Origin of the sequence: Novosphingobium sp. CF614 (assembly GCF_900113255.1) — a bacterium.
Classification (GTDB): domain Bacteria; phylum Pseudomonadota; class Alphaproteobacteria; order Sphingomonadales; family Sphingomonadaceae; genus Novosphingobium.
In genome coordinates this window covers 116,571-142,287 of the sequence record NZ_FOOR01000009.1, presented here as the reverse complement: position 1 = coordinate 142,287, position 25,717 = coordinate 116,571, and the positions used below count along the sequence as shown (strand labels likewise).

Sequence of the window (25,717 nt, the reverse complement as noted above, 5' to 3'; positions counted from 1 at the left end):
CGGTTCCAAACCGTCAGGCCGCGTTAGCGACCTGAACCAGCCGCTTTGAGCGGCTCACATCGTAAAGCCCCCGGCTCTGCCGGGGGATACTTACTTGAGATTTTTCTAGCCTTCCGATTTCCTGTCCATCAATCAAACCATCAGTAGATTTCAATCTGGGTTCAATTCCGAATGCCGGAATCGAACTGATTTCGGGCGTGATTCGCGAATCGGATTTGGTATTCTACCTCGACGAAGAATGGGGGAGGAGGGGCGGCCTCCGCCAACAAATCGGACATTTGAGGCAGCGATCGAGCTCCCCGAAAGCTGCCGTCCGTTCACGGTTGTCTTGAGAGCGCACTAACGACCTACTTTGACACCTTATCCGGCGCGGCTAGCGCCATATCCAATCGCATCGGCAGTCAGCACGCACGACTGCGCGCAATCCCGTTGACAAATTTCTTTGGAACATATAGCGAACATAATGCAATTCGTTGCGAAATCGGTAAATTCGATTACCCCTCCTTTGTCACTCGGGGGGAACTATTTGCATGATCGAGTGCCTTGAGCTTGGCGGCGGCTTTGGCGAGGCGGCCGTCATCCCCCCGCCTAATCGAATCCGCGTAGAGACCGAGTGCACGGATCAGTTCGACCGTGAAATACCAGGCCAGCCGATCGTCTTCGTCCTGATCCAGGATTTGGCGCGAAGACGCAGCGTCAGTCAAATCGCCATTCTGCTCCCAAAACGCCATCGCATGGACAAGCACGGCGTCGAAATCGGCGCGGGAAAAGTCCGCGAATAGGCGAGCCCCCTCCTCTTCGAGATCGAGTTGACCCAGCAGTCCCGACGCCATGGCGGGCAAGCCGCCCAGCTGAAACGCCGCGCCCGCCAGCAGTTCGATCGGGGCGATGATCCTAATAGCGTCAGCGGAGCGCGCCAGCCATTCGAGGATTTCCCCGGCACGCCGATAGCAGTCGATCGCGCGCGGAGCGTCATGGCCTTCGATTTCGGCGAAGATCTCGGCGGCTTGCAACAGGCTGCGTGCATCCGCCAACTGGGCTTCCGAGTCTGCGTTGCTCCAGCCGATCGTATCGACCTGCCAGCCGATCTGAAGGCAGCGGACATAGGAGCGTGCCTAGTTGGCCGATATTTCGTTTTCGAGCGCGAGCCCGATGCGGGCGCCGTTCGCGATTTCGAGACGTTGGGGGTCGTGCACCGGCATCAGATTGGCCAGAGGGCGTCATAGACGCCGTCGATCAGTTTATCGCCATCTTTGAGGATGAGTTCGACCACCTGCAGATCGTGCGCCGCAGTGTAGTCCTCCGGCACCGCGTCCCACAGTATCAGCGAGTGGGTCGCTTCCCGGCTCGGCACATCCCCACCTGAAATCAGGATGAGGTTGGTGCGGGGGAGCGGCTGGGCATTGCGGGTAACCAGTATCTGCTGAACCGGGCCGGCTATCACGGGCATCACGTGCCGCATGGATTTCGCGCGGCCTTCTCCACGATCATGAATGAGTGGGCGGAGCGTCACGGCGATCCGCATGATCGCAAGGTGATCGACCTGATGCTCGCCCATGTCTCCAAGGATAAGGTCGAGGGCGCCTACAACCGGGCAGCATATATGCCGCGCCGACGGGAACTCGCGGCAATCTGGGCCGATATGCTCAGCGAAGGTCTGCCCGAGCCCGTGGCTCTGGTCGATCGGCCGGTGAAGGAAGTTGGCTTGCGCTCGCGGCGGCGACTACCCTCACCGGTCGAGCCGGATTTCCGCTTTCCGGTTCAACGCCGTGCAGCCCGATAGTCATCGCTGGACAATTGGTAACGTATATGTTACCAGAAAGAGCGTGATTTGATCGTTCAGGAGTATATTCGCGAGGACGGCTCAAGCCCGTTCCGATCATGGTTCGACGATCTCGATTCCCAAGCTTCGGCCAAGGTAGCGACCGCCATCGTACGGCTGGAGCTGGGCAATCTGTCGAACGTCAAATGGATCGGTGGCGGGCTCGGCGAATATCGTATCGACTGGGGGCCGGGCTACCGGCTCTATCTCGCCCGGGATGGAGATGAACTCATCATCCTGCTCGTGGGCGGAACCAAGAAGCGGCAGCAGTCCGATATCGATCGGGCAGGTGTGTTGCTGAGCGAGTACAAGGCCCGCAAGGCGGCGGCGAGCAAAGGCAGGAGTTGACGAGATGGTGCTGACCCGCGATTTCAAGGAGACGGTGAAGGAACGCGCTGCGCGCGATCCTGCCTTTGCCAAGGCCGTGCTTGATGAGGCGGCTACCGCCTTCCTCAATGGGGAGCCGCACGTGGCGCGGTTGATCCTACGCGATCTTGTGAATGCCTCGGTCGGCTTCGAGGAACTGGCGACCGAGACCAACCGTCCGAGCAAGAGCCTGCACCGGATGCTGTCGGAGAAGGGCAACCCGAGCATGGACAATCTCGCCGCAATCTTCGGTGCGGTACGCAAGCGATTGGGCGTCGCCTTCGAAGCACACGCGGTCGAGGCGGCATAACGCCCGACGGGAATGTATTCGGGTGCAGAAGAGTACTCGATAACTTCTCGCAAGGAACTGATAGTAAAATCAATCTCTTTTCATCGGGAAGTCATATACCCTAAAAAGTACCTTTGATGATGCCCCTTACAGGGTTCGAGTTCCAAAGACGCTTTCTTATCGCATTCGACAGACTGAAAAGTATATATGAGAGGTAAGCTGAATTGTCCATCAAAATCCGGTGTCATCCATTATCATTTACTTAACTAGCCTCCGTTCGATTATGACGCACCCGCGCATGCTGTCGGACAGGGCGGTGAATCGGATGGCTCGGCGTTCCTATGGGCCGTGGAGCTGTTGAGTCCGCTTCTGCCCCCCAATCCTGGTCATTCGGCCCGTTCTCGATACCGACCGATCGCCGCCATTAATTAAGGCAGTCACGACAACCGCTTCGGCGCGCAAAAAAAGATCCTGCAACCCTCGAAATGATTGCAAACCCGCCGACCAGTAAATGGTGCTTTGAGATGTTCATCATCATTAAATCCCAGTCAGGTTGGACTAGGTACCTCTGGTTGCGAAGCGAGGTGCAACTGTCGCTCGATGAACTCGAACTCAAGCATATCAATCAGCGGAAGTGACTTGTGCGAGCGTACCTTTGCCAGGTGGAGCCGAAGCTCTTTGCGCGTGAGGTCGCGTTCGTCGGGAGTTTTCGCAAGGAGGTGCTTCGCTCGCCAATAGTAAATGTAGTGGGTGAGAATCAGAGACGATCGGTTGTGGGATGTCTGTATGCTCTCACCGAGCGACGATACCAGGTCATTGGCATCATCACCGAACAGCGGATTGTCTCCTTGCAGGCCTGGGCCAATCTGCTCAAAAAGGAATGCCTCGACCAAATTCGTCGTGGCCATTCGTCGGAGCGCCTGCGTGAACTGTTGATCGCGATCATCGTTTCTGACCTCGCCAGCCGGTTGCGCTTCTTCAAGCTCTTCGAGGGCGCGCCTTAGGCGATCGACTCCTTGCGCAAGATAGACATGTGCGGAAACGTCGCTGAAGAAGTGCCAGGACTCATCGCCAAGCAGCCGTCTCCCGACCAAGGGCCGCAACAAGCACTATCCCTATTACCACTGCCCCAACAAGGAATGCGCCGACTACGGCAAGGCGGTGGCGCGCGACAAGATCGAAGGGCAGTTCGAAACCATTCTGCAGGACATGCGCCCTTCCCACGATATGTTCGTGCTGGCCTACGAGGTATTCCAAAAGCTCTGGCAGACGCGCAGCCAAGGCATCACAACCCGCAAGAAGGGGTGGGAGGCTGAAGTCCACAAAATCGAGTCTCAAGTGGCCCAACTCGTTGACCGGGTGATGGACGCGGAGAGCCAGACCCTCATCAAGGCTTACGAAATCCGCATCCAGGGACTCGAAGTCCGCAAGGCTGAACTCAGGGAAAAAATTGCCCGATCCGGGCGAAATCCCAAGGATTTCGAGACGGCATTTAGAACCGCCATGACGTTCCTCGCAAACCCCTATAAAATATGGGTTTCCGGGAGTTTTGAGCACAAGCGGCTGGTCCTCAAACTGGCCTTTGCCGAACGTCTGCAATATCTTCGAGAAAGCGGTTTTAGAACCGCGCTAACTGCCTCTCCCTTCACGCTTTTATGCGACTTATCGGGGGGAGGTAAGGATATGGTGCCGGCTACAGGATTCGAACCCGTGGCCCCCTGATTACAAATCAGGTGCTCTACCAACTGAGCTAAGCCGGCGCGCCGATGGGCGAGTTGGCGCCCTTACCGGAAGGTAGGGGCGCCGGTCCAGTGGATTTGGCGCTCATTCAGAAAACCGCGTGGGGTACGTCCTCGTGCATCATGGCCTGGCGCACCAGCGGGATCGGCGGGCCGCCATAGCTTAGGAACTGGTCGTGGAACTGCTTCCATGCTGCGCGGCTGCCACGCGAAGCCGTCCAGTCCTCGCGCAGCTTGCGGATCATCAGCTTGCCGAGCGTGTAGTTGAGGTAGGCCGGATCGTATGTGCCGCGCGCGGCCTGCTGCTCGGCGGTGCCTTCGTCCTGGTAGCATTCGGTCATGAACATGCGCTTGGATTGCTCCTGCGTCATCCCGCGCGCATGCAGGCCGATCGCCGAGAGATAGCGGCAGTTGCGCAGCAGCGCGTTCGACAGCTGCCCCACGTGCACACCGGGATCGTTGCCGCCAAGCCCGGCCTCCCACATCATTTCCTCGGTATAGTGCGCCCAACCTTCGGCGAAGGCATAGCCGACGAACAACCGGCCGATCCACGAGGGCGAGCGGTTCGAATGGAGGAATTGCAGGAAGTGCCCCGGCATCACCTCGTGAACCGAGGTGAACAGCAGGTCGTTCTTGCCGGGGATATAATCCATCTGCATCTGCTTCGACCATGCCGGATCGGGCGGCGAGATATAGTAGATCGAGGGAATGCCCTTTTCGAACGGCCCGGGCGGATCGATGTAGGCGGAGTTCTGCCGGTTGTAGGGCGGGCTTTCCCGTACCAGCGCCTGCTCGGTGCCGGGGATGGTGGCGAGATCCTTTTCGCGCACGAAGACGGTGAGATCGGGGATCTGCGCGCGCGCCGCGGCGACCGGGCCGTCCTTGGGCTTGTCCGCGCGCATCTTGTCGAAGCAGCCCTGCACGGTCTTGCCCGGCGCGTACTGGGCGCAGGCCGCCTTGAGCGCGTCCTGGTTGCGCTTGAGGTCGGCGCGGCCGACCGTATCGAGTTCGTCGAGCGGTGCATCGACCGCCTCGGTGGCGGCGAGCATGCGCGAGAAGCGCTCGGCGCCGAGTGCGTAGTCTTGCGTCGGCGTGGCTTTGGCGATCCAGTCCGCAAGGTCCTGCATCGACTGCGCGGCGCCTTCCGAAGCGATCTTGAACTCGGCTTGCAGCGCGGGATCCTGCACGTCGGCGAAGGCCGTGCGGGCGTCGCCGCGATAGTATTCGGCGAAGCCGCCGAAACCGGCGGTGCCCAGCTTGATGAAGCTGGCCGGCATCGCGGTCGGAAGGTTGGAGCGGATCTGCAGCGCGGCGGCCGGCACCGCCTTGAAGAAGGCGATCATCGCCTTCATGCGCGTGGGCTTGTCGGCATAGTCGCGGCTGACGTAGACGTTGGGATCGAGGCCGCCGTTGATGTAGAAGCTGGGGTTCTTGTGCGGCTGATCGGCGTCCTCGAGCCAGAACAGCTGCCCCTTGGCGACTTGCACCAGATAGTCGCGCTCGAAACGGTCGGTATCGCTCAGGTTGGTGAAGCCTTGCGCTTCGTCGATCACGGCGTGGAGGAAGGCGGCGCGGGCCTTGAGCCCGGCGTCGCTCCAGTCCGGCAGCTTGCCGTCGAACTGGTGCGCGCCCTGATAGACGGCGAAGGAGGGATCGGAAGCGAGCCACTTGTCGACGGTCGTCTGCACGAATGCTTTCCAGCCCGGAGCGGGAGCGGGAGCGGCAGCGGGTGCCGCTCCCGCGGTTTCCGGTGGCGGCGTGGAGGCCGTGCAGGCCGCCAATGCGAGGGCGGGTGCGAGGCACCCTGCCAGCAGTTTGTGTTTCATGGGATAGTCCGCATCCTGTCGTATGGTGGAGCGGCGCCGGGTCCGGGGGGAGGAGGCGCCCTCGATGCGGCGGGTTGTGCGCTATGGCGCGCCGAAGGTCCAGCCCTCCGTGCGCGCGAGTTCATCCGTCAGTTCAGCGGGTTGCCACAAGGCGGGGGTGAACGCGGCGGTACGCAGCCAGGCGGCGGTGAGCAGGGCGTCGGCGCTGTGATCGTCGATCGGGCCGGTGCCGGGGACCGGCGGCGAGCCGAGCGCGGCCAGGGCCGCGCCGAGCGTTTCGTGCGAGACCATCTTGGCGCGCCCGGCGCTGCGGCCGGCGGCGACGGCGGCGAGCGTGGTGTAGATTTCCACCACCACCGAACCGGTCGCGGGGAGCGGATCGACCGGCCAGACCGGCAGGCGTCCGTCCAGCCGGTGCAGCAGCCGCATCCCGGTCAGGCTCGATTTGCCCACTTGGGCCGCGCCGACGAGGTTGAAGTTCGAGTAAGGCTTGCACCCGGCGCGCGCCTGGGCCTGCTCGGTCACGCGCATGCGGCCCCGGCGATGCCCTGCTCCGGGCAGGTGGAACAGCATGCCCTCGCGTCCGCCATGGCGGCGGAAATAGGCGCTGGCCCGGGCATGGTCGACGAAGCTTGTGGCGGAAAGGTCGGCATCCCGCCCGCAGATCGCGTCGACCATGGCCCAGAGGCCGCGGGCATCCGCGGGGCTCTCGTCCCAGCCGGGAAAGAACGCGCCGGCATCGGCGAAGGGAAGCGACATGCCGAGATCGAGGCCGACCAGCGTGTCTTCCGGCAGGCGGTGGAGCAGCAGGTCCAGCACTTCACCGCGCGACCACAGCGCATGGGTGCCGGGCCGCTGAAGCCGAGGCGCCTTCCCGTCGAGGCCGCACAGCGCGACGGCAATGCCCTTCTGCCGCGCGCCGACCGCGCCGGACCAGTCGATGGCCATGAAGCATGAGAAGCGCATCAGGGTCGCGGGCCATAAGCCTTGCGCTCGCTCCGCGATGCCTTGTCCCACCACGCGCGGCGGATCACCTGTTCGACCCGTTCGGGATCCACGCTGCCGAAGCGCACGAGCACGCCAGGCCAGCCCCGGTAGTGGTCGGTCTGCCAGAAGGTGTCGGGATCGGTTTCGATCAGGATTTCCTTCTCCTGGTGCGGCGTCGGCACGTGGAAGCTATCAGATTCGCGCGAGGGGGTTGCGAAGGCCTTGCTGTTTACCTTCGGGCAGGGTGTGCCGAAGTGGGGTGCCATCGAAGTGCCGGGCAACGAGAGAGCGAAGGCGATCACCTCGTCCCAATTGTCGAACGTGGGCATGGCGTCATTCCCCCCGCCGCTCGGCGCGCTTCCTGTCCCACCACTCGATGCGCTTCAAGACTTCGCGCTCGAAGCCGCGTTCGACTGGTTGATAGTACTTCTGCGGCGCCATGCCTTCGGGCCAGTAGTTGTCGCCGGAGAAACCCTCGGGCGCGTCATGGTCATAGGCGTAGTCCTTGCCATAGCCGATGTCCTTCATCAGCTTGGTCGGCGCGTTCAGGATGTTGGGCGGCGGCGCCAGCGAACCGGTCTCGCGTGCGGACTTGAAGGATGCCTTCTGCGCCACGTAGGCCGCATTCGATTTGGGCGCGGTGGCGAGGTAGAGGCAGGCCTGCACGATCGCCAGTTCTCCCTCGGGGGAACCGAGGAACTCGTAGGCGTCCTTGGCGGCGAGGCATTGGACCAGCGCCTGGGGATCGGCCAGGCCGATATCCTCGCTGGCGAAGCGCACCAGGCGGCGGAGCACGTAGAGCGGTTCCTCGCCAGCGGTCAGCATCCGCGCCAGGTAATAGAGCGCGGCTTGCGGATCGGAGCCGCGCAGCGACTTGTGCAGCGCCGAGATCAGGTTGTAGTGCCCGTCGCGGTCCTTGTCGTACACGGCGACGCGGCGCTGCAGGAACCGGCCGAGGCCGGCGGGATCGAGCGCCTCGCCGATCTTCGCGGCATAGAGCGTCTCGGCCTGGTTGAGCAGGAAGCGCCCGTCGCCGTCGGCCGAGGCGACCAGCGCCGCGCGCGCGTCGGGATCGAGCGGCAGGGGGCCTTCCAGCGCCTCGGCCTTGGCAAGCAGCGTGCCGAGTGCCCCGGCATCGAGGCGGTGCAGGATGAGCACTTGCGCGCGGCTGAGCAGCGCGGCGTTGAGCGCGAAGCTGGGATTCTCGGTGGTCGCGCCGACCAGCGTCACGGTGCCGCGCTCCACGAAGGGCAGGAAGCCGTCCTGCTGGGCGCGGTTGAAGCGGTGGATCTCGTCCACGAACAGCAGCGTGCGCCTTGCGTGTTCGGGGCCGGCCTTCGCGGCGAGTTCGGCTTCCGCGAAGGCCTTCTTGAGGTCGGCGACGCCCGAGAACACCGCCGAGACGGCGGCGAAGCGCATCCCCACTGCATCGGCGAGCAGGCGCGCGATGCTGGTCTTGCCGGTGCCGGGCGGCCCCCACAGGATCATCGAGGACAGCCGCCCCGCCGCGACCATGCGCCCGATTGCGCCCTCCGGCCCGGTCAGGTGCTCCTGCCCGACCACGTCCGCAAGGCTGCGCGGCCGTAGCCGGTCGGCGAGCGGAGCGTCTTCGCGCGGCTCGTCGGGAGGCGGCGCGGGGGGCAGGTTGTCGGCGAAAAGGTCGGCCATGGGTGCTTATCTAGGGAAGGTCTTGTTCAATTGCATCGCCCGGTTTCGCACGGTAAGTTTCGCCAACCGATATAGCGTCAGGGGGGAAGCCATGATCGAGACGATACGAGAGAAGGCGCCGTGGTATTTCTGGGTGGTCGCGGTCCTGTCGCTGTTGTGGGATGCCTTCGGTTGCCTGGACTTCACGATGACGGTAACGCGCAATCCGGCTTATCTGGCGCAGTTCCCGCCGGAAATCATCGATTTCATCGACAGCTTCCCGATGTGGGCGACGGCGGTGTGGGCGCTGGGCGTCTGGGGGGCGCTGACCGGATCGGTGTTGCTGCTGCTGCGTTCGCGCTGGGCGGTGGCGGCCTTTGCCGCTTCGCTGCTCGGGCTGGCGCTGAGCACGGTCTATCAAGTCACGGCCGACATGCCGGAGGCGATGACCGCCGGGGTCAACCTGGTCCTGACGCTGGTGATCTGGGCCGCCGCCATCGCGCTGCTGTGGTTCGCCGCGCGAATGCGCGCGCGCGGCGTGCTGCGCTGAGCTGACGGGTCAGCCGCGCGTCTTCTGGCGGATCAGTCGCAGGTAGGTATCGGCAACGGCCTGGTTGATCCGGTCCCAGCTGAACTCGCCTGCCCGCGCTTCGCCGGCACTGCCGTGGCTGCGGCGCAGCGATGGGTCCTCAATATAAGCCTTGAGCGCTTCGGCGAACTGGTGGACCGCGCCCGGCGGAATGAGCCGGCCCGAGATGCGATCGTCGACCAGGCTTTGGCTGCCGGTCGCGGCGGCGGCGACGACGGGCAGGGCGCAGGCCATGGCTTCCAGCGTGACGTTGCCGAACGTCTCGGTGACCGAGGGGTTGAACAGCACGTCCATGCAGGCGACCGCCCGGCCCAGGTCCGCGCCTTGCTGGAAGCCGACGAAGGCGGCGCTGGGCAGACGGCTCTCGAACCATTCGCGGGCGGGTCCTTCGCCGATGACGAGGACCTTGTGCTTCATGTTCCGGCGACGCAGCTCGTCGAGGGTGTCGGAGAAGACGTCGAGGCCCTTTTCCATCACCAGCCGGCCGAGGAAGCCGATCGCCACGTCGTCGTCGGCGATGCCGTGGGCGCGGCGCCACGAGAGGTCGCGCCGGTCTGGGTTGAAGACATCGCGGTCGACGCCGCGCGACCAGATCGAGACGTCATAGTTCATGCGCTGCTCGCGCAGCAGCTGGGCCATGGACTCGGACGGGGCGACCAGTGCGTCGCAGCGGCGGTAGAAGCGGCGCAGCATCGCCTCGACCACCGGCTCGCCCCAGGCCATGTTGTAGTAGCGCAAGTAGGTCTCGAAGCGGGTGTGTACCGAGGCGAGCACCGGCAGGCGTCGGCCGCGTGCCCAGCTGACGGTCTGGTGGGCTACCGGGTCTGGTGAAGAGACGTGGACCACGTTGGGCGCGAAGGCGGCAAGGTCTCGCCTCGCTTTGCCCCACAGAGCGAGGGGGATGCGATATTCGCGCCTTCCCGGGATCGGCATCGCGGCCACGCCGACGAGGTCGCCGGTCGCCTTGAAGGCGGGCTTGGTCACCACCGGGGCATAGACGCGGACTTGCGCGCCTTGGCTCAGCAGGTAGCCGACGAGCCGGTTCAGCGCCTGGTTGGCTCCGTCGCGAACGTAATTGTAATTGCCCGAAAACAGGGCGATGCGCAGGTCGGCAATGTCCATATTGGGCAGCGCCATAGCTGCCCCCGCCCGGCTTGGCGAGGGTGCTTCGATCCCCCTGGCCGGGATCGAAGCACCCGTCGTCGCCACCCGTCAGCGGCGATGCCAGTGACGGTTATCGTCGCGATCGCGATCGTGATGACGGTCATGATGGCGGTCGCGGTAGTAGTCGCGGCGGTCATGGCGCCAATCGTGATATCCCCCGCGATAGCCGTCATGCCGCCAGTCGCGGCCGCTGTGCCACCGATCCCGGTAATAGGGCGCGTAGTAGCGGTCATAGTAGCGATCGCGGTAATAGCGGTTGGGATAACCGTCATAATAGTAGTAATACCCCGGATAGCCGCGCACGGTGACATAGCGGCGGGCAGGGTAATACTGGCGGTCGTAATAGCGATCGTCGCCGTCGTCGGCGATGGCCGCGCCGATGGCCAGGCCCACGATGCCGGCACCGATGGCGATGGCGGCATCGTCGCCATCGCGGTCACGGTCATGTGCCATGGCGGGCGAGGCGGCCAGAAGTGCCGAGGCGGCCAGCGCCGTACCCAGGCCGAGCTTGGCCGCGAGTGTCTTGAATTCCAACTTCATTCGAACGTCTCCCTTTCCGGGCCGACCGGTTTACGGCGGAATCGGAGGGCACGAGAGGCATTCAAGCAGGAAGGGACTGAACCGGGAGTGAACCCCGTGTCCGGGCGCGAGCCGGCAAGGTTTGCGGGTTTATACCAAGTCTGTTGGAGCAAGACTCGATCTTCTGCCCTCTTCGCCCGCGAGGCGGCGAAGCCGCCGAAGCAATCCCGGGCCACGCAAATCGCCCTGGATTGCCACACTGCCCGTGGCGGCTCGCAATGACGAAAGGAAGAGGAACAAGAGTTCCGATCAATGAGATTTGGTATCACCGAGTCCCGGGAAAGAGCAGCGGGCACGAAGAAACGGTGGTCAGGCGCAGATGGCTTCGTCCGGTGGCGATCGCGCTCAGCCGGCTTTCGGCGGGTGCGGATCGCCGCCGGAGAAGGCATCGGAGATCGCGCAGGCCGCCGGGCCCAGAATGGCGATGAACAGCACCGGCAGGATGAACAGGATCAGCGGCACCGTCATGATCGCCGGCAGGCGCGCGGCCTTCTCCTCGGCGCGCATCATGCGCTCGTTGCGGAATTCGGCCGAAAGCACGCGCAGGGCGGAGGCCAGTGGCGTGCCGTAGCGTTCGGTCTGGATCATGGTTGTGACCACGCCCTTGACCGCATCGAGGTTCACGCGCCAGGCGAGGTTCTCGAAGGCCTGGCGCCGTTCGGTGAGGAACGAAAGCTCGATCGAGGTGAGCGAGAACTCGTCGCCCAGTTCCGGATAGGCGCGGCCCAGTTCGCGTGAGACACGCTCGAACGCGGCGTCGACGGTGAGGCCCGCTTCCGCGCAGATCACCAGCAGGTCGAGTGCGTCGGGCAACCCCTTGCGGATCGCGTTGGTGCGCTTGGATATCGCGTTCTGGATGAAGATGTCGGGCCCTTTGTAGCCGGCGCCGACCGTCAGTGCGAAGGCGCAGAACTTCTTGAAGCTGCCCCAGTCGGGAAAATAGTCGATCCAGTAGATCACGATCGCGGCGATGCCGCCGAGCACGATCGGTGCGACGAGACGGGCGAAGACGACCGCCACCGCCCATTCCTTGTTGCGGTTCCCGGCTTGCGCCAGCTTTTGCTGGATGTCCTTGATCTGGCTGTCCTGCAGCATCTTGAAGGCGCCCAGGAACTCTCCCAGCCGGTCGGTGGTGTCGTTGCGGCGGACCACGCTCTGGCGCTTGCGCGCGGTGGTGACGATGCCGGCCTTCAACGCTTCGCGGCGCTGGTTCAGCGCCTTGACCCGCTTCGCCATCGGATCGCGCACCGTGACCGCCGCATAGATCGCGAAGATTACCGCGACCGCCGTGACTGCCGCCAGCAAAGTGCCGACAAGGAAGACGTCGAAGCCGAGGAGGGTGGGGCCTGCGGATTGTTCGAGCATGGTGCCTTGGTTCCCTCGATCAGATTTCGAAGCTGACCATCTTGGCCATGATGAAGCCGCCGATGCCCATCCAGACCAAGCCGCCAAGGCCCGCCACGATCAGGCGCTGATCGGTGAAGAACTGTCCGATGTAATTCGGGCTGACCCACCAGATCAGGCCGAAGACGACGAAGGGCAGGGAGCCGACGATGTAGGCGGAGGCCTTCGATTCCGAACTCATCGCGCGGATCTTGAGCTTCATCTGCGCGCGCTTGCGCAGCACGTCGCCCAAGTTCGCCAGCGTTTCGGCGAGGTTGCCGCCGGTTTCGCGCTGGATGGCGAGCGTGATGCAGAAGAAGTTGAACTCGGGCATGGCCAGGCGATCGGCGGTTTCCTGGAGGGCGTCCTCCATGGTCTTGCCCACCTTGATGCGATCGGTGACGAGCTTGAATTCCTCGCCGACCGGCCCCGGGACTTCATGGGCGACGACGCCGAGCGTCTCGGTCACCGGGAGACCCGAACGCAGGCCGCGGACGAGCAGGTCGATGGCGTCCGCGAACTTTACCGTGAAGGCGTTGTTCCGCCGATTGATGAGGTGGTTCACCGCCATGTGCGGAACGCCGGCACCCACGGCGAGGCCGATCGCCAGGGCGAGAAACGGGGCGCCGGACTTGAGATAGATGATCGCGGCGACGAAGGCGGCGAGACCCAGCGAGGCATAGAAATACTGCGTGATGGTCCAGGGCTTTCCCGACCGATGCAGGCGCAGTGCCAGCGCGTCTATGCGCGAACCGGAACCGGCGATCTTGTGGATCTTGGGCTTGCGTGCGGCAACCGCCTTGCGCATCTGCGCCTCGACGCGATCCTTGGTGTTCTCCGAGTGCCGGAAGCGGACGGCACTTAGCCGACGCGCGGATTCCTTGGCGGGGGAAGGGCCGGAAAAGGCCATCCAGATGAGCGCCATGACGCTCATCAAGCCCGCCGCCACCAGCATCAGCTGAAGAATGTTCATCTGCGTCCCGTGCCTTTACGTCATGGCGTATCACGCCCCCGCGTTGGGACCGCGACGGCCCCGTGCGCGTTACCGTGCCGCCGCTTCCGCTTTCCTGCCGCCCTTGGGCATCATCGACTTGAGGTCGAGCTTGCCCAGCAGCGATTTCTTCGCGTTCGGTGCCTCACGCCCGGCGTTGCCATGGTCGAGGATCATGCGCGACAGGTCGCGGATGGCCGCGCCCGCCTTGGTGGAGCGGTTGGCGTCGGCGAAAGTCTGGCCCAGCTTGGCCGCCATCGAGGCTGCCTTGATGTCGTAGGGGATCGAAAGCTGGATCTTGGCCTCGATCGATGCCTCGAAGTCGCTCTTGCTGATCTCCGCAAGGGCGGGTTGCACCTTGTTGGCGACCACGATCACCCGGGCCTGCGGGGCATGGGCCTTGAGCCAGGACATCAGGCGGATCGTATCGCGCGCCGAAGCCAGCGTCATCTCGGTGACCAGAACCGCCACGTTCACATCGGCGATCAACTGCGGAAAGTTGATGAGCATGTTACGCGGCATGTCGATGACGGTCATCTCGAAGGCCTGGCGGAATTCCTCCTCGAGCTGCGTGAAGGCCGCACCATCGGTCAGCAGCGGCGAATGGATCGGCGCCTCGGCCGAGAGGATCGCCAGATTGTCGTTCGCGCGGATCATCGCGCGCTCGATGAACAGGCCGTCGATGCGGCTGGGATTCTCGATCGCGTCGGTCAGGCCGCGGCCCGGCTCAAGGTCCAGGCACAGCGCGCCGGTGCCGAAATGGATGTCGAGATCGAGCAGCGCGGTCGGCAGCTTGTCGTCGGCGCTGAACAGCCAGGCAAGCGAAGTCGCCAGCGTGGAAGCGCCGACGCCGCCGCGCGTGCCGATCACGGCCGTCGAGATGTGCGGCTTCGCCACGTTCGTGTCGTGATGCTTGGGAGCCGAGAACGCCGCTTGGGCCTGGGCCAGCGTATCGCGGATCTGCACGGGTGAAAGCGGCTTGAGCAGGTAATCGTGAATGCCGCTGGCGATGAGGTCGCGGTAGAGGCGCACGTCGTTGACCTGGCCGACGGCGACCACCACCGTGCCGGGCTCGCAGACTTCGGCGAGGGCGTTGATGTCGTTGAGCGGGTCGCCGCTCTCGGACAAGTCGACCATCAGGATGTTCGGGCTGGCGGTGATCGAAAGCGATTGGACCGCGTTGCGCAGGCCGCCCTTGTTGCACTTCTCGGGCTGCCAACCCAGTTCCATTGCAACCGGGCGCAGCACGTCGAGCGAAGCCTCGTCGCACAAGTACGCGGCGAACTGGTCTCGTCCGTTCGCACTGGTGGATTTCCAGGGTGCGTTCATGTTCAGTTGCCCTTGCTGCCGGTTTCGGTGACCGTGTTGCCGTTGCCGGTCGGTTCGGCCTTGCGGTAGGCCTCGATCGCCTTGCTCGAACTCATCGTCACGGTGGAGCCGGTGGTATCGGCGCCGCGCAGCAGATCCTCCGGATTGGCGATCATCGCCGCGAGATTGCTGTTCGTGGCGCAGCCGTAGTTGCTGGACAGCCCGTTGTTGGGATTGAAGTCGCTCTTGGCCGACCAATCCGGGCACCCTGGGACGGAAGCCTTGCTCCGCACGATCACCACGCGCGCGGTGCCGGGGGTTACATATCCGGCGGTCTGCGGCGCCTCGTCGCCAAGCATGAGGCCATAGCGCGAGGCCACCGCTTCGACCGCGCTGCGTGTTGCCGGACTGGCGCTCGGATCGTCGACATAGACCTTGTCGCCGTACTTGAGGCCCATGGCATTGAACCAGCCGGCCAGCCGGCCCTGTTCGCCATAGGCGAGCCCGGAGCCGCCGGTCGTGACGTCCAGCGTGTAATTGACCTTTTCGACCACCGGCTGATGTTCGCTATACATCGAGCGGTTGGTGGGGATGCTGCCGCAGCCGGCCAGCGCCAAGCCCAGCGAGAGAGCGAGCGCGGGGACGACAATGCGGGCGGCGCGCGCCAGTTTGAAAGAACGCATGGTGTTCACCTTTCTCACTTCAGGCTGAAGCCGGGCTTGGCGCTGTCGTCGGCCGCGGTCCGTTTGGCGGGCTTGTTCTTGGCCGGCGCATCGGCGGCGCCGATGCTGGGGCCGTCGCTGGCCGAGGGGGCCTGCGCAGGTTCGGGCCGCTTGGCGCCGCTGACGCCGTCGCTGTCCATGTTGCCGAGGAGACGCTGCAACTCGTTGGGCGAATTGAACCCGTCGGTCGGCAGCGCGATCTGCGAGGCGTTGACCGGGTTGACGAGATAGGGTGTGACGATGATGACCAGTTCGGTCTCGCCGCGCCGGTAGCTGGTGGAGCGGAACAGCGAGCCCAGGATCGGCAGGTCGCCGGCGCCGGGCATCTTCTGGATGGTGTTCTGGGTGTTGTTGCTCAGGAGGCCGGCGATCATGAAGCTCTGGCCGGAGCCGAGCTCGATCGTCGTCTCGGTACGCCGTACGGTGAGCGCCGGCACATCATAGCCGTTGAGGTTGACCGAGCCCTGGCTCGAAAGCTCCGAGACTTCGGGGCGCACGCGCATCGAGATGCGGCCGTTGGCCAGCACCGTGGGCGTATAAGAGAGGCTTACCCCGTACTTCTTGTACTCGATCGAAGTCGAGCCCAGGCCCTGGCTGACCGGGATCGGATATTCGCCGCCGGCCAGGAACTCGGCGGTCTCACCCGATAGCGCGGTGAGGTTCGGCTGCGCCAAGGTGCTGACAAGTCCGACCGTCTCGCCCGCGTCAAGCGCGCCGAGCAGGTTCATGCCGAGGAGCTTCGTGTCGAGACCGAGCGTCGTGCCCGTAGTGATCGGCGTGATCGTGGAGACACCGTCGCTCACCTCGGTGCCCGTGCCGAGCGGTGCGCCCGGGATCCATTGCGGATAGAAGCTGCGGCCTTGGCCGATGATGAACTTCGCGCCTGTGCTCGTGTCCGCCGAGGCGATGTTGATGCTCAGCGATTTGACCAGTGAGCGGCTGACTTCGGCGATGCGCACCTGCAAGTTGACTTGCAGCGGCGTCGCCATGTGCAGCCGGCTTATCACGTTCGCCTTTTCGCCGACATATGCCTTCACGAGGCGTTCGGCTTCGGCGCCGTCTTCCGGCGTCTTGACCGTGCCGGTCAGCAGGAAAGTATCGGAACCCATCGTCGAAACGCCGATCCTGGCTTCCGGCATCGCCAGGCGCAGCATCGAATCGACGCTGTCGAGGTTCGAGCCGACGCGGATCGTTCCTGACCAGACGACGGCACCTTTCGCATCGCTGGCATAGACGGTCGTGGTGCCGCCGGCTTTGCCGAAAACGTAGAACTGGCGCGCGGACTTCACCTGAACGTCGGCGACCTGGTCATTGGCGACGAAGACGTCGGTCATCGTCCCGGGCACGTTGACCAGCTGGCCGTTGCCGATCGACAGGTCGATGCTTTGCGCCGGACGAACGACCGACTGCGCGGCGGCCGGGTTCGTCATCGCCAGCGGCGATAATAGACCGGCGGCGGTCAGCACGGCCTTGAGAAGACGCGGTTTCATAGCGGTGCCCCCAAAGGCGTTGAAACGGGTGGCGGGGAGGGTTTTGGCGTTGCCGAGGGCCATCACTTTTTCCCCACGACTTGTTCGGTGGTTTCCTTGCCCCGGGTCACCCGTACCACCGGGCCGGTGCGGATCGGCTGGCTCGGGCCGGAAGCGCCTTGCGGAAAGGCTGCTGCCATGGCCCCGCGCGGCGGACCGTCGCCGGGCGTGGCCGGGCGGCTGGAACGCTGGAAGCGCGAGACGTCGCCGCCGGTCACGTAAGTGGTGTTGCCCTCGATCGGCTTGTCCATCGCCTGGCGCATCAGCTGCTCTTCCTGCTGCTTGGAGGCACCTTCGGGGACTTTGACGTCGCCGTTGGCCAGGATGCGATCGAACTCGCCCTGATTGTCCGCGATCGAGCGCAGCGAAAGGCTGATCTCGCCTATCTCCTGCGCGACCGCGACCTTCTCGGCGATACGCGGGGTGACTTCGAGAGTGACGGTGCGGAAGGCGCGGACCACGGTCTTGCCGTCGACCACTTCGTTGTCGGTGGCCTGGTCGGTGGCGAGCACGCGCATGTTGCGCAGGATCGTCTCGGCGGTGCGCAGTGCCTGGCCTTCGCCCGTGACTTGCTGGGTCAGGACCAGGTCGACGCGGTCGCCCGGGAACACGAAGCCGCCGACGCCGGTCTTGGCGGAAACGGGGATCGTGACCGCGCGCATGCCGGGCCCGAGAGCGGCGGCGAGGAAGCCGCGATCGCCCGGCGCGACGAGGGCGCCCTGGGTCAGCGGCTGGCCGGCGGTAACCGGGTAGCGCACGACGGTGCCGAGCAGCTTGCTCATGTCGGCTTCGCCGTCGATGAAGTAGGCGTCCTTGACCAGTTCCTGGGGCCAGTCCTGGAAAGAGACGGCATCGGCGGTGATGATGGTGCCGACCTGCAACGCCCGCTGCGCGACAAGGACCTTGGGGCCCCTGGGCTGGGCCGGCACGGCTTCCGCCTGGGGCGCGGAGGTTCCGGTAAACAGCGATCGCGCGGCAAATGCCGTGCCCGCCGCGATCAGCAGCGCAACCAGCAGCAGCACCAGCTTCTTCTTATCCATGGCTCGGTAAGCCCCCTGCATATCCCCGATTTATTCGCCTAACATCGGGCAAATTGGTTAAGATCAAGTTCACCCCGTTTGCGTGGCGGAACGGGCGGCCGAGAGCGCCTGTTCGCCCAGAACCCACAGGCCGGCGGCGGCGATCGCGATGCCATAGGGTATCGGCAGCCGCGATTTCTGGCGCCGGTAGATATGGAAGAGCCCCAGGGTGAGGATCGCGGCCACAGCAAGCGCGGCGAGGGCCAGGGCCCAGATCCGCGGCAGCACCGCCAAGATGGTTTCCACCGTCCCTCCGTCGATCAGCGGGCGGCGTGTCACCAGGGCGAAGATCACCGCGCAGGAGCCCCAGACCCAGGCCAGCGCCACCACGGCGGCCAACGCATCGCGCAGCGTTTCACCGGGAACGCGCTTCATGTTCAGCAAGGCCATGGCGACCGAGGCGCCGCCGCCGATCACGGCCATGAGTACGATTAGTTGCAGGAAGCTGACGGGTGTGAACCACAGCGCCAGCGCGGTCAGCAGCTTGACGTCTCCGCCGCCCATCTGACCTGCCGCGAAAAGCGCGCAGGCGAACGCGAAAGTGCCGCCCGCCAATGCCAGCTGAAAGCCGATGTCGAGCCAGCCGAAGCCCATCGCCAGCCACCACATGGGGGCAGCCAGCGCGATCGCGGCGTTAAGCCAGTTATCTATCTCGCGGCGGCGCAAGTCCGTGAAGGCGGCGGTCAGCAGGGCGGTTGCCAATGCCGCCAGCAGTGCGTACGAAAATAAGCCGCCCGACATGCGTTTGTCCCCCCTGAACGGGGCTTCGCTCTACAGTGTATCGCTTACCAAACAGTAACCAATGGCCAAGCAGTAACCAGCCGGCTGAGCACGGAATTAGCCAAGTGACACTTCCCGTCTTCAGCCAGCCGCGCCTTGCCGTGCGCCGGCAGATCCCCGCCGGTGCGCGGGAGGAGACCTGGCATGCGCCCGGCGGGTACGGCGTGCGGCGGATCGACTTGCCGGCGCCCGGCGATGCGCGGCGCGGCTCGCTGCTGTTCATGCCGGGGCGCGGCGATGCTTATGAAAAATGGCTGGAAACGTTTGACGAATGGCATGACGAAGGCTGGTGGGTCACGGCCGCCGATTGGCGCGGGCAGGCCTATAGCGGCCGGCTCGGACGCGATGCCCTGACCGGGCACATCGATGATTTCGCCACCTGGGCCAACGACTATGCCGCGCTCTGGGCCGACTGCGCGGCACGGACCTCGGGCCCGCACGTAGCCGTGGCGCATTCGATGGGCGGGCACATCGCGCTGCGCGCGGTGGCGCAAGGCAAAGTGCGACCCGACGCGCTGGTGCTTTCGGCACCGATGCTTGGTCTTCACCCGTCCTGGTTGCCGAGCGGCTTGCTCCATCGCGTGGCCAGGGCCATCGCCAGGCGCGGCGATCCGCGTCGCCCGGCCTGGAAAGGAAGCGAAAAGCCCGCGCTCGTTCCGCACGCCCGCAACCTGCTGCTGACGCATGACCAGTCACGCTACGAAGATGAGGAGTGGTGGCGCCGCCAACGCCCGGCGATCCGGATGGGCCCGGCGAGCTGGGGCTGGATAGAGCGCGCGCTGGCCTCGATCCGGCTGCTGGAAGAGCCGGGACTGCTCGAAGCCGTCGATATGCCGGTGCTGCTGCTGGCGACGCGGGCCGACGGCCTCGTCTCCTGGCCGGCGATCCGCCGCGCCGCCGCGCGCCTGCCCAAGGGGGAGCTCGTTGTCTTCGGCAAGGAATGCCGCCACGAGATCCTGCGCGAGGCCGATCCCGTGCGTGATCGGGCGATGGACTCCATCAGGGAGTTCCTGAATCGCGTGGCACCGGCTAGGGGCTGACCGCGATGGAGCAGCGGTATGACATCGTCGTGGTCGGCGCCGGGATGGCGGGCGCTTCGCTTGGCGCCGCGCTGGGAGGACGGGCGCGGATCCTAGTGATCGAAGCGGAGGACCGCCCCGGCTACCACAGCACCGGCCGCTCCGCCGCGTTCTGGACGGAGAGCTACGGCGGGCCAGGCGTGCAGCCCTTGACCACGGCCTCCGGTCCGATGCTGCGCGAACTCGGCGTGCTGGCACCGCGCGCGGCTCTGACCCTTGGGCGCGAGGGACAGGAGGCCGATGTCGCGGATTTCGCCGCGCGATATCGCGATATCGGGGTGGAGGTCGAACTGCTCGACCGGGCGGGGATCGAGCGGCACGTGCCGCGCTTGCGGCCAGGCTGGAGCTGCGGCGCGCTGGAGCCGAGCTGCTGCGACATCGACGTGGCGGGCCTGCACCAGCATTATCTGGCGCAGGGGCGGCGGACCGGTGTCGACCTGTGGTGCCGTGCCGCGCTGGCCGGGGCCCAACGGATCCCAGCGGGCTGGATGCTGGCACTATCCGACGGGCGCCGTGTCGAATGCGGGATCCTCGTCAATGCGGCCGGAGCCTGGGCCGACGCGGTGGCGCGCATCGCCGGCGTTCGCCCGATCGGCATTACGCCCTACCGCCGCACCGTGGTCCAGCTCGCCGTCTCCGCCGCCGTGCCCGCCGACCTGCCGCTGGTGCTCGACATATCCGAAAGCTTCTACTTCAAGCCGGAGAGCGGCCGTCTCTGGCTGAGCCCGCACGACGAGACGCCGAGCGCGGCCTGCGATGCCGCAGCCGAGGAGATCGACATCGCCATCGCCATCGACCGCTTCGAGCACGTGGTCGACTGGCGGATCGAGCGCCTGGAGCACCGCTGGGCGGGCCTCAGGTCATTCACGCCCGACCGGCTGCCGGTCTACGGCTTCGCGCCCCAGGATGCGGCGTTCTTCTGGTTCGCGGGGCAAGGCGGCTTCGGCATCCAGACCGCTCCCGCCGCCGCCGACCTTGCCGCGCGCCTGCTGTTGGCCGAACCGGGCGGCGCGGTCGATCCGCAGCCGTATTCGCCGTCGCGCTTTTCCTGAGGACGGTGGGCGGGGCGGCTATCGTGGTCATTGGTACACGCGGTCGGCCAAGGCGTTCGGTGCCACTTCGCGATGACGAGGGGAGGGAAGAAGAGTCGCGATCAGCGCTATTTCCCCGCCGCAAGCGCCGCGTCGCTGGCGAGTTTGTCGACCCGCTCGTTCTCGATGTGGCCGTTGTGGCCGCGCACCCATTGCCAATGCACCTTGTGGCGCAGTTCGGCCTCGATCAGATCATGCCATAGGTCGGCGTTGCGCACGGGTTGCTTGCTGGCGTTGATCCAGCCTTTCTTCTTCCAGCCGTGGACCCACTTGGTGATCCCGTCGATCACATAGCGGCTATCGGTGTGGAGCGTGACTTCGCATGGTTCGGTCAGGGCATTGAGCGCCTTGATGACGGCAGTCATCTCCATGCGGTTGTTGGTCGTCTCGGGATCGCCGCCCGACAGTTCCTTTTCGTGCGGTCCCATGCGCAGCAGCGCGCCCCAGCCGCCGGGGCCGGGGTTGCCCTTGCACGCACCATCGGTGAATACGTCGACTTTTTTCATGCCGGGAAGATACCTGCGTTGGCCCGATCGGCATAGAACTCCAGCCGGCGTGCGAAGGCCATCGGGTCCTTGGGCGTGACCAGGGCATCGTCCGGCGTGTTCAGCCAGTCGTAGGCACGGGTGGCGAGGAAGCGCATGGCCGCGCCCCGCGCGAGCAGGGGCAGGGCGGCGCGTTCCGCCGGGGCGAGCGGACGCACGCCTTCGTATCCCTCGATCAGCGCGGCGGAGAGTGCCGGCATGAAGCGCGTGCCATCGGCGCTGAAGCACCAGGCGGCATGCGTCACGGCGACATCGTAGGCGGTGATGTCGGTGCAGGCGAAGTAGAAGTCGATAAGGCCGGTGACTTTGTCGCCCAGCATCAGCACGTTGTCCGGGAACAGGTCGGCATGGATAACGCCGCGCGGCAGGTCGGCGGGCCAGCGCGCGGCAAGCACCGCCAGTTCGCGATCGACGATCCGCGCCAGTTCCGGGTGGATCGATTCGAGCCCCTCGCGCCCGCAATCGCCGAGCAGTTGCCGCCACGCGGCGGGGCCCATCGAGTTGGCGCGCTCGCTGCCGAAATCGGCGGCGGCAAGATGGACCTGCGCCAAGGCCGCACCCACCGCGCGGGCCTGCGCGGGAGTGGGGTCGGAGACGGAAACCCCCGGAAGGAACTCGATCAGCGCCAGCGCCTTTCCCTGGTGAAAGCGATGGCTGGCCCCTTCACGGTCATGCATGGTGCGTGGAACCGGGCAGTCGCGCGCGGCGAGATGGTCGAGCAGGTCGAGGAAGAACGGCAGGTCCGCGGTATCGGTCCGGCTTTCGTACACGGTGAGGATGAAGCGCCGGGCGGGGCCTTGCGCGCGCTGGGTTTCGATCAGCCAGTTGCTGTTGGAGACGCCTTCCGCGATCCCCTTGGCTGAAACCAGGGTGCCGACGTCGAAGGCCGTCATGATCGCGGCCATCTCTTCCGCGCCGAGCCGGGTATAGACCGCCATGTTCCGCCGGCCTTCAGCGCACCAGCTGGCGCGGCAGCTTGAAGGTAATGCGTTCCTTGGCCGTCACCACTTCCTCGGCGGCGACCACGCGCAGCGCCTTCAGCCGGTCCACGACTTCGTTGACCAGTTCCTCGGGCGCGGAGGCGCCGGCGGTGACGCCCACGGTCTCCACGCCCGCAAGCCAGGCCGGGTCGATCTCGGCGGCGCGCTGTATCAACTGCGCGCGCACTCCGCTGCGTTCCGCCACTTCGACGAGGCGCAGCGAGTTGGAACTGTTGGGCGCGCCGATCACCAGCATCAGCTGGCACAGCGGCGCGATCTGCTTGACGGCGGCCTGGCGGTTGGACGTGGCGTAGCAGATGTCTTCCGCCTTGGGCGCGACGACCTGCGGATAGCGCGCCTTGATCGCCTCGATGATCGCGGCGGTGTCGTCGACCGAAAGCGTCGTCTGCGAGAGATAGGAAAGTTCGGTTCCGGCCGCGAAGGGCAGGGCGGCCACGTCCTCGACCGTTTCGACCAATGTCATCGTTCCCTCGGGAACCTGGCCGAAGGTGCCGATCACTTCCGGGTGTCCGGCATGGCCGATGAACAGGATATGCCGGCTCGCCTCGATCTGGCGCTCGGCCTGGCGATGGACCTTGCTGACCAGCGGGCAAGTCGCGTCGAGCCAGTCGAGCCCGCGCGCGGTCGCTTCGGTTGGCACCGACTTGGGCACGCCGTGGGCGCTGAAGATCACTGGAACCCCATCGGGAACGTCGCTGATGTCTTCCACGAAGACCGCGCCCTTGGCCTTGAGCGAGTCCACCACGAACTTGTTGTGGACGATCTCGTGGCGGACGTAGACCGGCGGCCCATAGATCTCGAGCGCGCGTTCGACGATCTCGATGGCGCGATCGACGCCGGCGCAAAACCCCCTGGGAGCGGCGATCAGGAGGCGTAGCGGCGGCGCGGACGTGGTTGACGAAGTCGACGGCGTCGGGGACGGAAAGGGCGCGTTCATGAACCGCCCTCTAGCGCTTTGCCGCTTGCATCGCTAGGGCAAGCGCACGCCATTCGAGGATGTCATGATGAATGCACGCCGCCTGACTGCCACTGTTCTTTGCTCCGCCGCCGCGCTGGCCGCGCTTGGCGGGTGCAAGACCAAGGGAGACATCGTGGTCGACGAAGGCGTGGGCATCACGGCCGTCCGCAGCAAGTGCCCCGCGGTCGGAATTCCCGACTATACCGGCGACGTTACGCTGTTCCGTGCGCCCGGCGACAAGACCGCCCCCAATATCGACATGGTCGCGGCGATGACCGATGTGCGCACGCAGTGCAACGAGAACGCCGGCGACAAGGTCGTCGCGCAGGTCTCCTTCCAGGTGCTGGGCCGGCGCAACGACACCGGCGGCGCGCGCCAGGTGACACTGCCGTATTTCGTGACGGTGCTCCAGGGCGGCACGGCCGTGCTCAGCAAGCGCGTCGGCACCGTCACGCTCAACTTCGCCGATGGCCAGGACCGCGCGCAGGCGAGCGGCGCCGCTTCCGCCTATATCGACAGCGCGGCGGCGACCCTGCCGGCGGACATCCGCGAACGCATCACCCGCAAGCGCAAGGCTGGGGATACCGATGCCGCGCTCGATCCGCTTGCCGATCCGCAAGTCAAGGCCGCCGTGGCGCGCGCCTCGTTCGAAGTGCTCGTCGGATTCCAGCTCGACGACAGCCAGCTTGCTTACAACGCAACCCGCTGAGGCTGCTTATACCGGGTCTTTTGAAATGAGGCTCGTCTTCTTCCTTCGCCATTTTCTTCCTCCGTCAATTGCGAGGCGGCGAAGCCGCCGAAGCAATCCAGGGCGGCGCCATCCGCGCTGGATTGCCGCGCCGCCGCGGGCAGCTCGCAGTGACGAAGGGAAACAAGAGTTCCGATCAATGAGACTTGGTATTCCCCTTCGCTGACGCCTGTGCGCCATCGATCGCCTGCCGGGCGGCGGCGGCAATGGTCTTGCGATCGGTGCGCTCGCTGTCGGCGAGTGGCGGCAGAAAGGTGATGACAAGCCTGATCGGCCGCCGTCGCGCAAGGATGCGCAGGGCGTTGTCGAGCCCTGGCTCCTCGTCGACCCAGGCGATTTCGCGGGTCTCGTCTCCGTAGTCGAGCAGGACCGGCTGGACCGGAATGTGATCGGCATCGGCATCGAGCGCGGAAAGCAGCGAGGACTTGAACGGGAGCAGCGCGGCACCGCTGGAGGTCGTACCTTCCGGAAAGATCGTCAGGGCACCCGTTTCACGCAGCGCGGCGCGGACTTGCTCGACTTGAGTGGCGATGCTGCGGCGATCGTGGCGAGCGATGAAGACCGTGTCGTTGAGACCGCACAGCCAGCGCAGCGGTCCGATCGCGGCAAGGCCGTCATGCGCCACGAAGGCGCAGCCGGTAGTGCCGGCGAGAGCGGGAATATCCAGCCAGCTCACATGGTTGGCAAGGAAGAAGGCGCGGTGCGCGGGGCGTTCGCCGACTGTGCGGATGCGGACGCCGGCAATGGCCGCCAGTGCACGCAGGAACCAGCGCGGGACCGGATTGCGCGCGGTGAGCGGCGCGAGCAGGTAGTGGAGCGGCACGCAGATCGCCAGCGCCGCAAGCATCGATGCGATGCGCGCGACCACGATCGGCCAGCCCAATGGCGCGACGTTCCGGCCCCGAGGATGGCCCCGGGTGGACGCCGTCTCGCTCATTTGCGGGTGCTGGAGGTCTCGCCGTCCTCACGCCCGAACTTGACCCCGAACAACTCCATGCGATGGTCGACTAGGCGAAAGCCGAGACGTTCCGCGATCTGGCGTTGGAGCGCTTCGAGTTCGGGATCGACGAACTCGATGACCGTGCCGGTCTCGACATCGATCATGTGATCGTGATGCGCTTCGGGCGCGGCCTCGTAGCGGGCGCGGCCATCGCCGAAATCGTGCCGGTCAAGGATGCCGGCTTCCTCGAACAGGCGAACGGTGCGGTACACCGTGGCGATCGAGATGCCGGGATCGATGGCGGTCGCGCGTTCGTGAAGTTTCTCCACGTCAGGGTGATCCGTGCTGTCCGAAAGCACCTGGGCGATGACTCGGCGCTGGTCCGTGATGCGCAGGCCACGCTCGGCGCAAAGGGCTTCGATGTCGATGGGCTGGTGCACGTTTTGACCTGTATGATGAAGAAGGCGCACCGGCCATGTTAGGCCGGTGCGCCTGCAATCTCAACCACCATGGCCCGATGCCAAATCGAAACTCGTGTTCCCTTTCCCTCCGTCG

The 25,717-nt window shown here is 65.2% G+C and carries 29 protein-coding genes and 1 tRNA gene; 7 read left to right on the top strand and 23 right to left on the bottom strand.

Annotated features, from left to right (window positions below; genetic code table 11):
• Positions 1-494: 494 nt before the first annotated feature.
• Both BM052_RS12275 and BM052_RS20430 read right to left on the bottom strand, forming a co-directional pair.
• Positions 495-1,034, bottom strand: a complete 540-nt coding sequence (locus BM052_RS12275; protein ID WP_091147228.1) for a hypothetical protein — start codon at positions 1,032-1,034, stop codon at positions 495-497.
• A 167-nt stretch (positions 1,035-1,201) separates the two neighbouring features.
• Positions 1,202-1,558 carry a hypothetical protein gene (locus BM052_RS20430; protein WP_369821530.1) on the bottom strand — a complete coding sequence of 119 codons (357 nt, stop codon included), beginning with the start codon at positions 1,556-1,558 and terminating at the stop codon, positions 1,202-1,204.
• Here BM052_RS20430 and BM052_RS12265 point away from each other — a divergent pair.
• The 3 genes from BM052_RS12265 to BM052_RS12255 are packed head-to-tail and all read left to right on the top strand — an operon-like array spanning position 1,535 to position 2,498.
• Positions 1,535-1,783, top strand: a complete 249-nt coding sequence (locus BM052_RS12265; protein ID WP_369821529.1) for a hypothetical protein — start codon at positions 1,535-1,537, stop codon at positions 1,781-1,783. The two genes, BM052_RS20430 and BM052_RS12265, sit on opposite strands and share 24 nt — an antisense overlap.
• Positions 1,784-1,831: 48 nt before the next feature.
• On the top strand, positions 1,832-2,170 hold the full coding sequence (locus BM052_RS12260; RefSeq protein ID WP_091147226.1) for a type II toxin-antitoxin system RelE/ParE family toxin: 339 nt from the start codon (positions 1,832-1,834) through the stop codon (positions 2,168-2,170).
• 4 nt (positions 2,171-2,174) lie between these two features.
• Complete coding sequence (locus BM052_RS12255; protein WP_091147224.1) at positions 2,175-2,498, top strand: helix-turn-helix domain-containing transcriptional regulator; 324 nt, start codon at positions 2,175-2,177, stop codon at positions 2,496-2,498.
• A 527-nt stretch (positions 2,499-3,025) separates the two neighbouring features.
• Here BM052_RS12255 and BM052_RS19485 read toward each other — a convergent pair.
• From BM052_RS19485 to BM052_RS12220, 7 genes are all read right to left on the bottom strand, one after another.
• A complete protein-coding gene (locus BM052_RS19485) occupies positions 3,026-3,580 on the bottom strand; it encodes a hypothetical protein (RefSeq protein WP_143084820.1) in 555 nt (184 codons plus the stop codon).
• Positions 3,543-4,076 carry a hypothetical protein gene (locus tag BM052_RS12245; RefSeq protein WP_091147220.1) on the bottom strand — a complete coding sequence of 178 codons (534 nt, stop codon included), beginning with the start codon at positions 4,074-4,076 and terminating at the stop codon, positions 3,543-3,545. The genes BM052_RS19485 and BM052_RS12245 overlap by 38 nt, the downstream gene beginning before the upstream one ends.
• Before the next feature lie 85 nt (positions 4,077-4,161).
• A tRNA-Thr gene (locus tag BM052_RS12240) sits at positions 4,162-4,237 on the bottom strand.
• A gap of 68 nt (positions 4,238-4,305) precedes the next feature.
• Positions 4,306-6,042 (bottom strand): DUF885 domain-containing protein, encoded by a 1,737-nt coding sequence (locus tag BM052_RS12235; protein WP_091147217.1) that lies wholly within the window; start codon positions 6,040-6,042, stop codon positions 4,306-4,308.
• 81 nt (positions 6,043-6,123) lie between these two features.
• Positions 6,124-7,008, bottom strand: coding sequence for a hypothetical protein (locus BM052_RS12230; RefSeq protein WP_091147215.1), 885 nt, complete (start codon positions 7,006-7,008; stop codon positions 6,124-6,126).
• A complete protein-coding gene (locus tag BM052_RS12225) occupies positions 7,008-7,358 on the bottom strand; it encodes an MmcQ/YjbR family DNA-binding protein (protein ID WP_091147211.1) in 351 nt (116 codons plus the stop codon). Before BM052_RS12225 ends, BM052_RS12230 begins: the two co-directional genes overlap by 1 nt.
• A 4-nt stretch (positions 7,359-7,362) precedes the next feature.
• On the bottom strand, positions 7,363-8,697 hold the full coding sequence (locus BM052_RS12220; RefSeq protein WP_091147210.1) for a replication-associated recombination protein A: 1,335 nt from the start codon (positions 8,695-8,697) through the stop codon (positions 7,363-7,365).
• 91 nt (positions 8,698-8,788) lie between these two features.
• Here BM052_RS12220 and BM052_RS12215 point away from each other — a divergent pair, with 91 nt between their 5' ends.
• Positions 8,789-9,226, top strand: a complete 438-nt coding sequence (locus BM052_RS12215) for a hypothetical protein (protein ID WP_091147208.1) — start codon at positions 8,789-8,791, stop codon at positions 9,224-9,226.
• 9 nt (positions 9,227-9,235) lie between these two features.
• On the opposite strand, the gene BM052_RS12210 is transcribed toward BM052_RS12215, so the two are convergent.
• The 9 genes from BM052_RS12210 to BM052_RS12170 all read right to left on the bottom strand — a co-directional run bounded on the left by BM052_RS12210 (position 9,236) and on the right by BM052_RS12170 (position 18,761).
• Positions 9,236-10,387 carry a glycosyltransferase family 4 protein gene (locus tag BM052_RS12210; protein WP_091147252.1) on the bottom strand — a complete coding sequence of 384 codons (1,152 nt, stop codon included), beginning with the start codon at positions 10,385-10,387 and terminating at the stop codon, positions 9,236-9,238.
• A gap of 90 nt (positions 10,388-10,477) precedes the next feature.
• The gene (locus BM052_RS12205; protein WP_091147206.1) at positions 10,478-10,969 is read right to left on the bottom strand and encodes a hypothetical protein; all 492 of its coding nucleotides are present in this window, start codon (positions 10,967-10,969) and stop codon (positions 10,478-10,480) included.
• 384 nt (positions 10,970-11,353) lie between these two features.
• Positions 11,354-12,373: a type II secretion system F family protein gene (locus BM052_RS12200; protein WP_091147204.1), complete on the bottom strand. Its 1,020-nt coding sequence runs from the start codon at positions 12,371-12,373 to the stop codon at positions 11,354-11,356.
• Between the two features lie 19 nt (positions 12,374-12,392).
• A complete protein-coding gene (locus tag BM052_RS12195) occupies positions 12,393-13,364 on the bottom strand; it encodes a type II secretion system F family protein (protein WP_091147201.1) in 972 nt (323 codons plus the stop codon).
• Between the two features lie 69 nt (positions 13,365-13,433).
• Entirely contained in the window at positions 13,434-14,711 is a 1,278-nt protein-coding gene (locus BM052_RS12190; RefSeq protein ID WP_091147198.1) for an AAA family ATPase, read from the bottom strand.
• 2 nt (positions 14,712-14,713) lie between these two features.
• Complete coding sequence (locus tag BM052_RS12185) at positions 14,714-15,373, bottom strand: CpaD family pilus assembly protein (RefSeq protein WP_091147196.1); 660 nt, start codon at positions 15,371-15,373, stop codon at positions 14,714-14,716.
• Between the two features lie 14 nt (positions 15,374-15,387).
• Positions 15,388-16,902: a type II and III secretion system protein family protein gene (locus BM052_RS12180; RefSeq protein ID WP_091147194.1), complete on the bottom strand. Its 1,515-nt coding sequence runs from the start codon at positions 16,900-16,902 to the stop codon at positions 15,388-15,390.
• A 62-nt stretch (positions 16,903-16,964) separates the two neighbouring features.
• A complete protein-coding gene (gene cpaB, locus BM052_RS12175) occupies positions 16,965-17,981 on the bottom strand; it encodes a Flp pilus assembly protein CpaB (RefSeq protein WP_091147191.1) in 1,017 nt (338 codons plus the stop codon).
• 69 nt (positions 17,982-18,050) lie between these two features.
• Complete coding sequence (locus BM052_RS12170) at positions 18,051-18,761, bottom strand: A24 family peptidase (RefSeq protein WP_091147190.1); 711 nt, start codon at positions 18,759-18,761, stop codon at positions 18,051-18,053.
• Positions 18,762-18,865: 104 nt separating this feature from the next.
• Here BM052_RS12170 and BM052_RS12165 point away from each other — a divergent pair, with 104 nt between their 5' ends.
• Positions 18,866-19,840 carry an alpha/beta hydrolase gene (locus BM052_RS12165; RefSeq protein WP_091147187.1) on the top strand — a complete coding sequence of 325 codons (975 nt, stop codon included), beginning with the start codon at positions 18,866-18,868 and terminating at the stop codon, positions 19,838-19,840.
• 5 nt (positions 19,841-19,845) lie between these two features.
• Positions 19,846-20,931, top strand: coding sequence for an NAD(P)/FAD-dependent oxidoreductase (locus BM052_RS12160; protein WP_091147185.1), 1,086 nt, complete (start codon positions 19,846-19,848; stop codon positions 20,929-20,931).
• A gap of 107 nt (positions 20,932-21,038) precedes the next feature.
• On the opposite strand, the gene rnhA is transcribed toward BM052_RS12160, so the two are convergent.
• From rnhA to ispH, 3 genes are read right to left on the bottom strand one after another with little or no spacing between them, the layout of a single operon-like run.
• Positions 21,039-21,476, bottom strand: a complete 438-nt coding sequence (rnhA, locus tag BM052_RS12155; protein ID WP_091147183.1) for a ribonuclease HI — start codon at positions 21,474-21,476, stop codon at positions 21,039-21,041.
• Positions 21,473-22,453, bottom strand: a complete 981-nt coding sequence (gene thrB, locus BM052_RS12150; protein ID WP_091147181.1) for a homoserine kinase — start codon at positions 22,451-22,453, stop codon at positions 21,473-21,475. Before thrB ends, rnhA begins: the two co-directional genes overlap by 4 nt.
• A gap of 13 nt (positions 22,454-22,466) precedes the next feature.
• Complete coding sequence (gene ispH / locus BM052_RS12145; RefSeq protein WP_091147179.1) at positions 22,467-23,453, bottom strand: 4-hydroxy-3-methylbut-2-enyl diphosphate reductase; 987 nt, start codon at positions 23,451-23,453, stop codon at positions 22,467-22,469.
• A gap of 67 nt (positions 23,454-23,520) precedes the next feature.
• On the opposite strand from ispH, the gene BM052_RS12140 reads away from it, so the two are divergent.
• On the top strand, positions 23,521-24,183 hold the full coding sequence (locus BM052_RS12140; protein ID WP_091147249.1) for a hypothetical protein: 663 nt from the start codon (positions 23,521-23,523) through the stop codon (positions 24,181-24,183).
• A 175-nt stretch (positions 24,184-24,358) separates the two neighbouring features.
• Here BM052_RS12140 and BM052_RS12135 read toward each other — a convergent pair whose 3' ends face one another.
• Positions 24,359-25,159, bottom strand: a complete 801-nt coding sequence (locus BM052_RS12135; RefSeq protein WP_091147176.1) for a lysophospholipid acyltransferase family protein — start codon at positions 25,157-25,159, stop codon at positions 24,359-24,361.
• Positions 25,156-25,602: a Fur family transcriptional regulator gene (locus BM052_RS12130; protein WP_091147174.1), complete on the bottom strand. Its 447-nt coding sequence runs from the start codon at positions 25,600-25,602 to the stop codon at positions 25,156-25,158. The genes BM052_RS12135 and BM052_RS12130 overlap by 4 nt, the downstream gene beginning before the upstream one ends.
• Between the last annotated feature and the right edge of the window lie 115 nt (positions 25,603-25,717).

Excerpts from the sequence above, each read along its gene's own strand:
- BM052_RS20430 (WP_369821530.1), bottom strand. The coding sequence starts at position 1,558 with ATGGGCGAGCATCAGGTCGATCACCTTGCGATCATGCGGATCGCCGTG.
- BM052_RS12255 (WP_091147224.1), top strand. The coding sequence starts at position 2,175 with ATGGTGCTGACCCGCGATTTCAAGGAGACGGTGAAGGAACGCGCTGCG.
- BM052_RS12235 (WP_091147217.1), bottom strand. The coding sequence starts at position 6,042 with ATGAAACACAAACTGCTGGCAGGGTGCCTCGCACCCGCCCTCGCATTG.
- BM052_RS12230 (WP_091147215.1), bottom strand. The coding sequence starts at position 7,008 with ATGCGCTTCTCATGCTTCATGGCCATCGACTGGTCCGGCGCGGTCGGC.
- BM052_RS12225 (WP_091147211.1), bottom strand. The coding sequence starts at position 7,358 with ATGCCCACGTTCGACAATTGGGACGAGGTGATCGCCTTCGCTCTCTCG.
- BM052_RS12220 (WP_091147210.1), bottom strand. The coding sequence starts at position 8,697 with ATGGCCGACCTTTTCGCCGACAACCTGCCCCCCGCGCCGCCTCCCGAC.
- BM052_RS12215 (WP_091147208.1), top strand. The coding sequence starts at position 8,789 with ATGATCGAGACGATACGAGAGAAGGCGCCGTGGTATTTCTGGGTGGTC.
- BM052_RS12210 (WP_091147252.1), bottom strand. The coding sequence starts at position 10,387 with ATGGACATTGCCGACCTGCGCATCGCCCTGTTTTCGGGCAATTACAAT.
- BM052_RS12205 (WP_091147206.1), bottom strand. The coding sequence starts at position 10,969 with ATGAAGTTGGAATTCAAGACACTCGCGGCCAAGCTCGGCCTGGGTACG.
- BM052_RS12200 (WP_091147204.1), bottom strand. The coding sequence starts at position 12,373 with ATGCTCGAACAATCCGCAGGCCCCACCCTCCTCGGCTTCGACGTCTTC.
- BM052_RS12195 (WP_091147201.1), bottom strand. The coding sequence starts at position 13,364 with ATGAACATTCTTCAGCTGATGCTGGTGGCGGCGGGCTTGATGAGCGTC.
- BM052_RS12190 (WP_091147198.1), bottom strand. The coding sequence starts at position 14,711 with ATGAACGCACCCTGGAAATCCACCAGTGCGAACGGACGAGACCAGTTC.
- BM052_RS12185 (WP_091147196.1), bottom strand. The coding sequence starts at position 15,373 with ATGCGTTCTTTCAAACTGGCGCGCGCCGCCCGCATTGTCGTCCCCGCG.
- BM052_RS12180 (WP_091147194.1), bottom strand. The coding sequence starts at position 16,902 with ATGAAACCGCGTCTTCTCAAGGCCGTGCTGACCGCCGCCGGTCTATTA.
- cpaB (WP_091147191.1), bottom strand. The coding sequence starts at position 17,981 with ATGGATAAGAAGAAGCTGGTGCTGCTGCTGGTTGCGCTGCTGATCGCG.
- BM052_RS12170 (WP_091147190.1), bottom strand. The coding sequence starts at position 18,761 with ATGTCGGGCGGCTTATTTTCGTACGCACTGCTGGCGGCATTGGCAACC.
- BM052_RS12160 (WP_091147185.1), top strand. The coding sequence starts at position 19,846 with ATGGAGCAGCGGTATGACATCGTCGTGGTCGGCGCCGGGATGGCGGGC.
- rnhA (WP_091147183.1), bottom strand. The coding sequence starts at position 21,476 with ATGAAAAAAGTCGACGTATTCACCGATGGTGCGTGCAAGGGCAACCCC.
- thrB (WP_091147181.1), bottom strand. The coding sequence starts at position 22,453 with ATGGCGGTCTATACCCGGCTCGGCGCGGAAGAGATGGCCGCGATCATG.
- ispH (WP_091147179.1), bottom strand. The coding sequence starts at position 23,453 with ATGAACGCGCCCTTTCCGTCCCCGACGCCGTCGACTTCGTCAACCACG.
- BM052_RS12140 (WP_091147249.1), top strand. The coding sequence starts at position 23,521 with ATGAATGCACGCCGCCTGACTGCCACTGTTCTTTGCTCCGCCGCCGCG.
- BM052_RS12135 (WP_091147176.1), bottom strand. The coding sequence starts at position 25,159 with ATGAGCGAGACGGCGTCCACCCGGGGCCATCCTCGGGGCCGGAACGTC.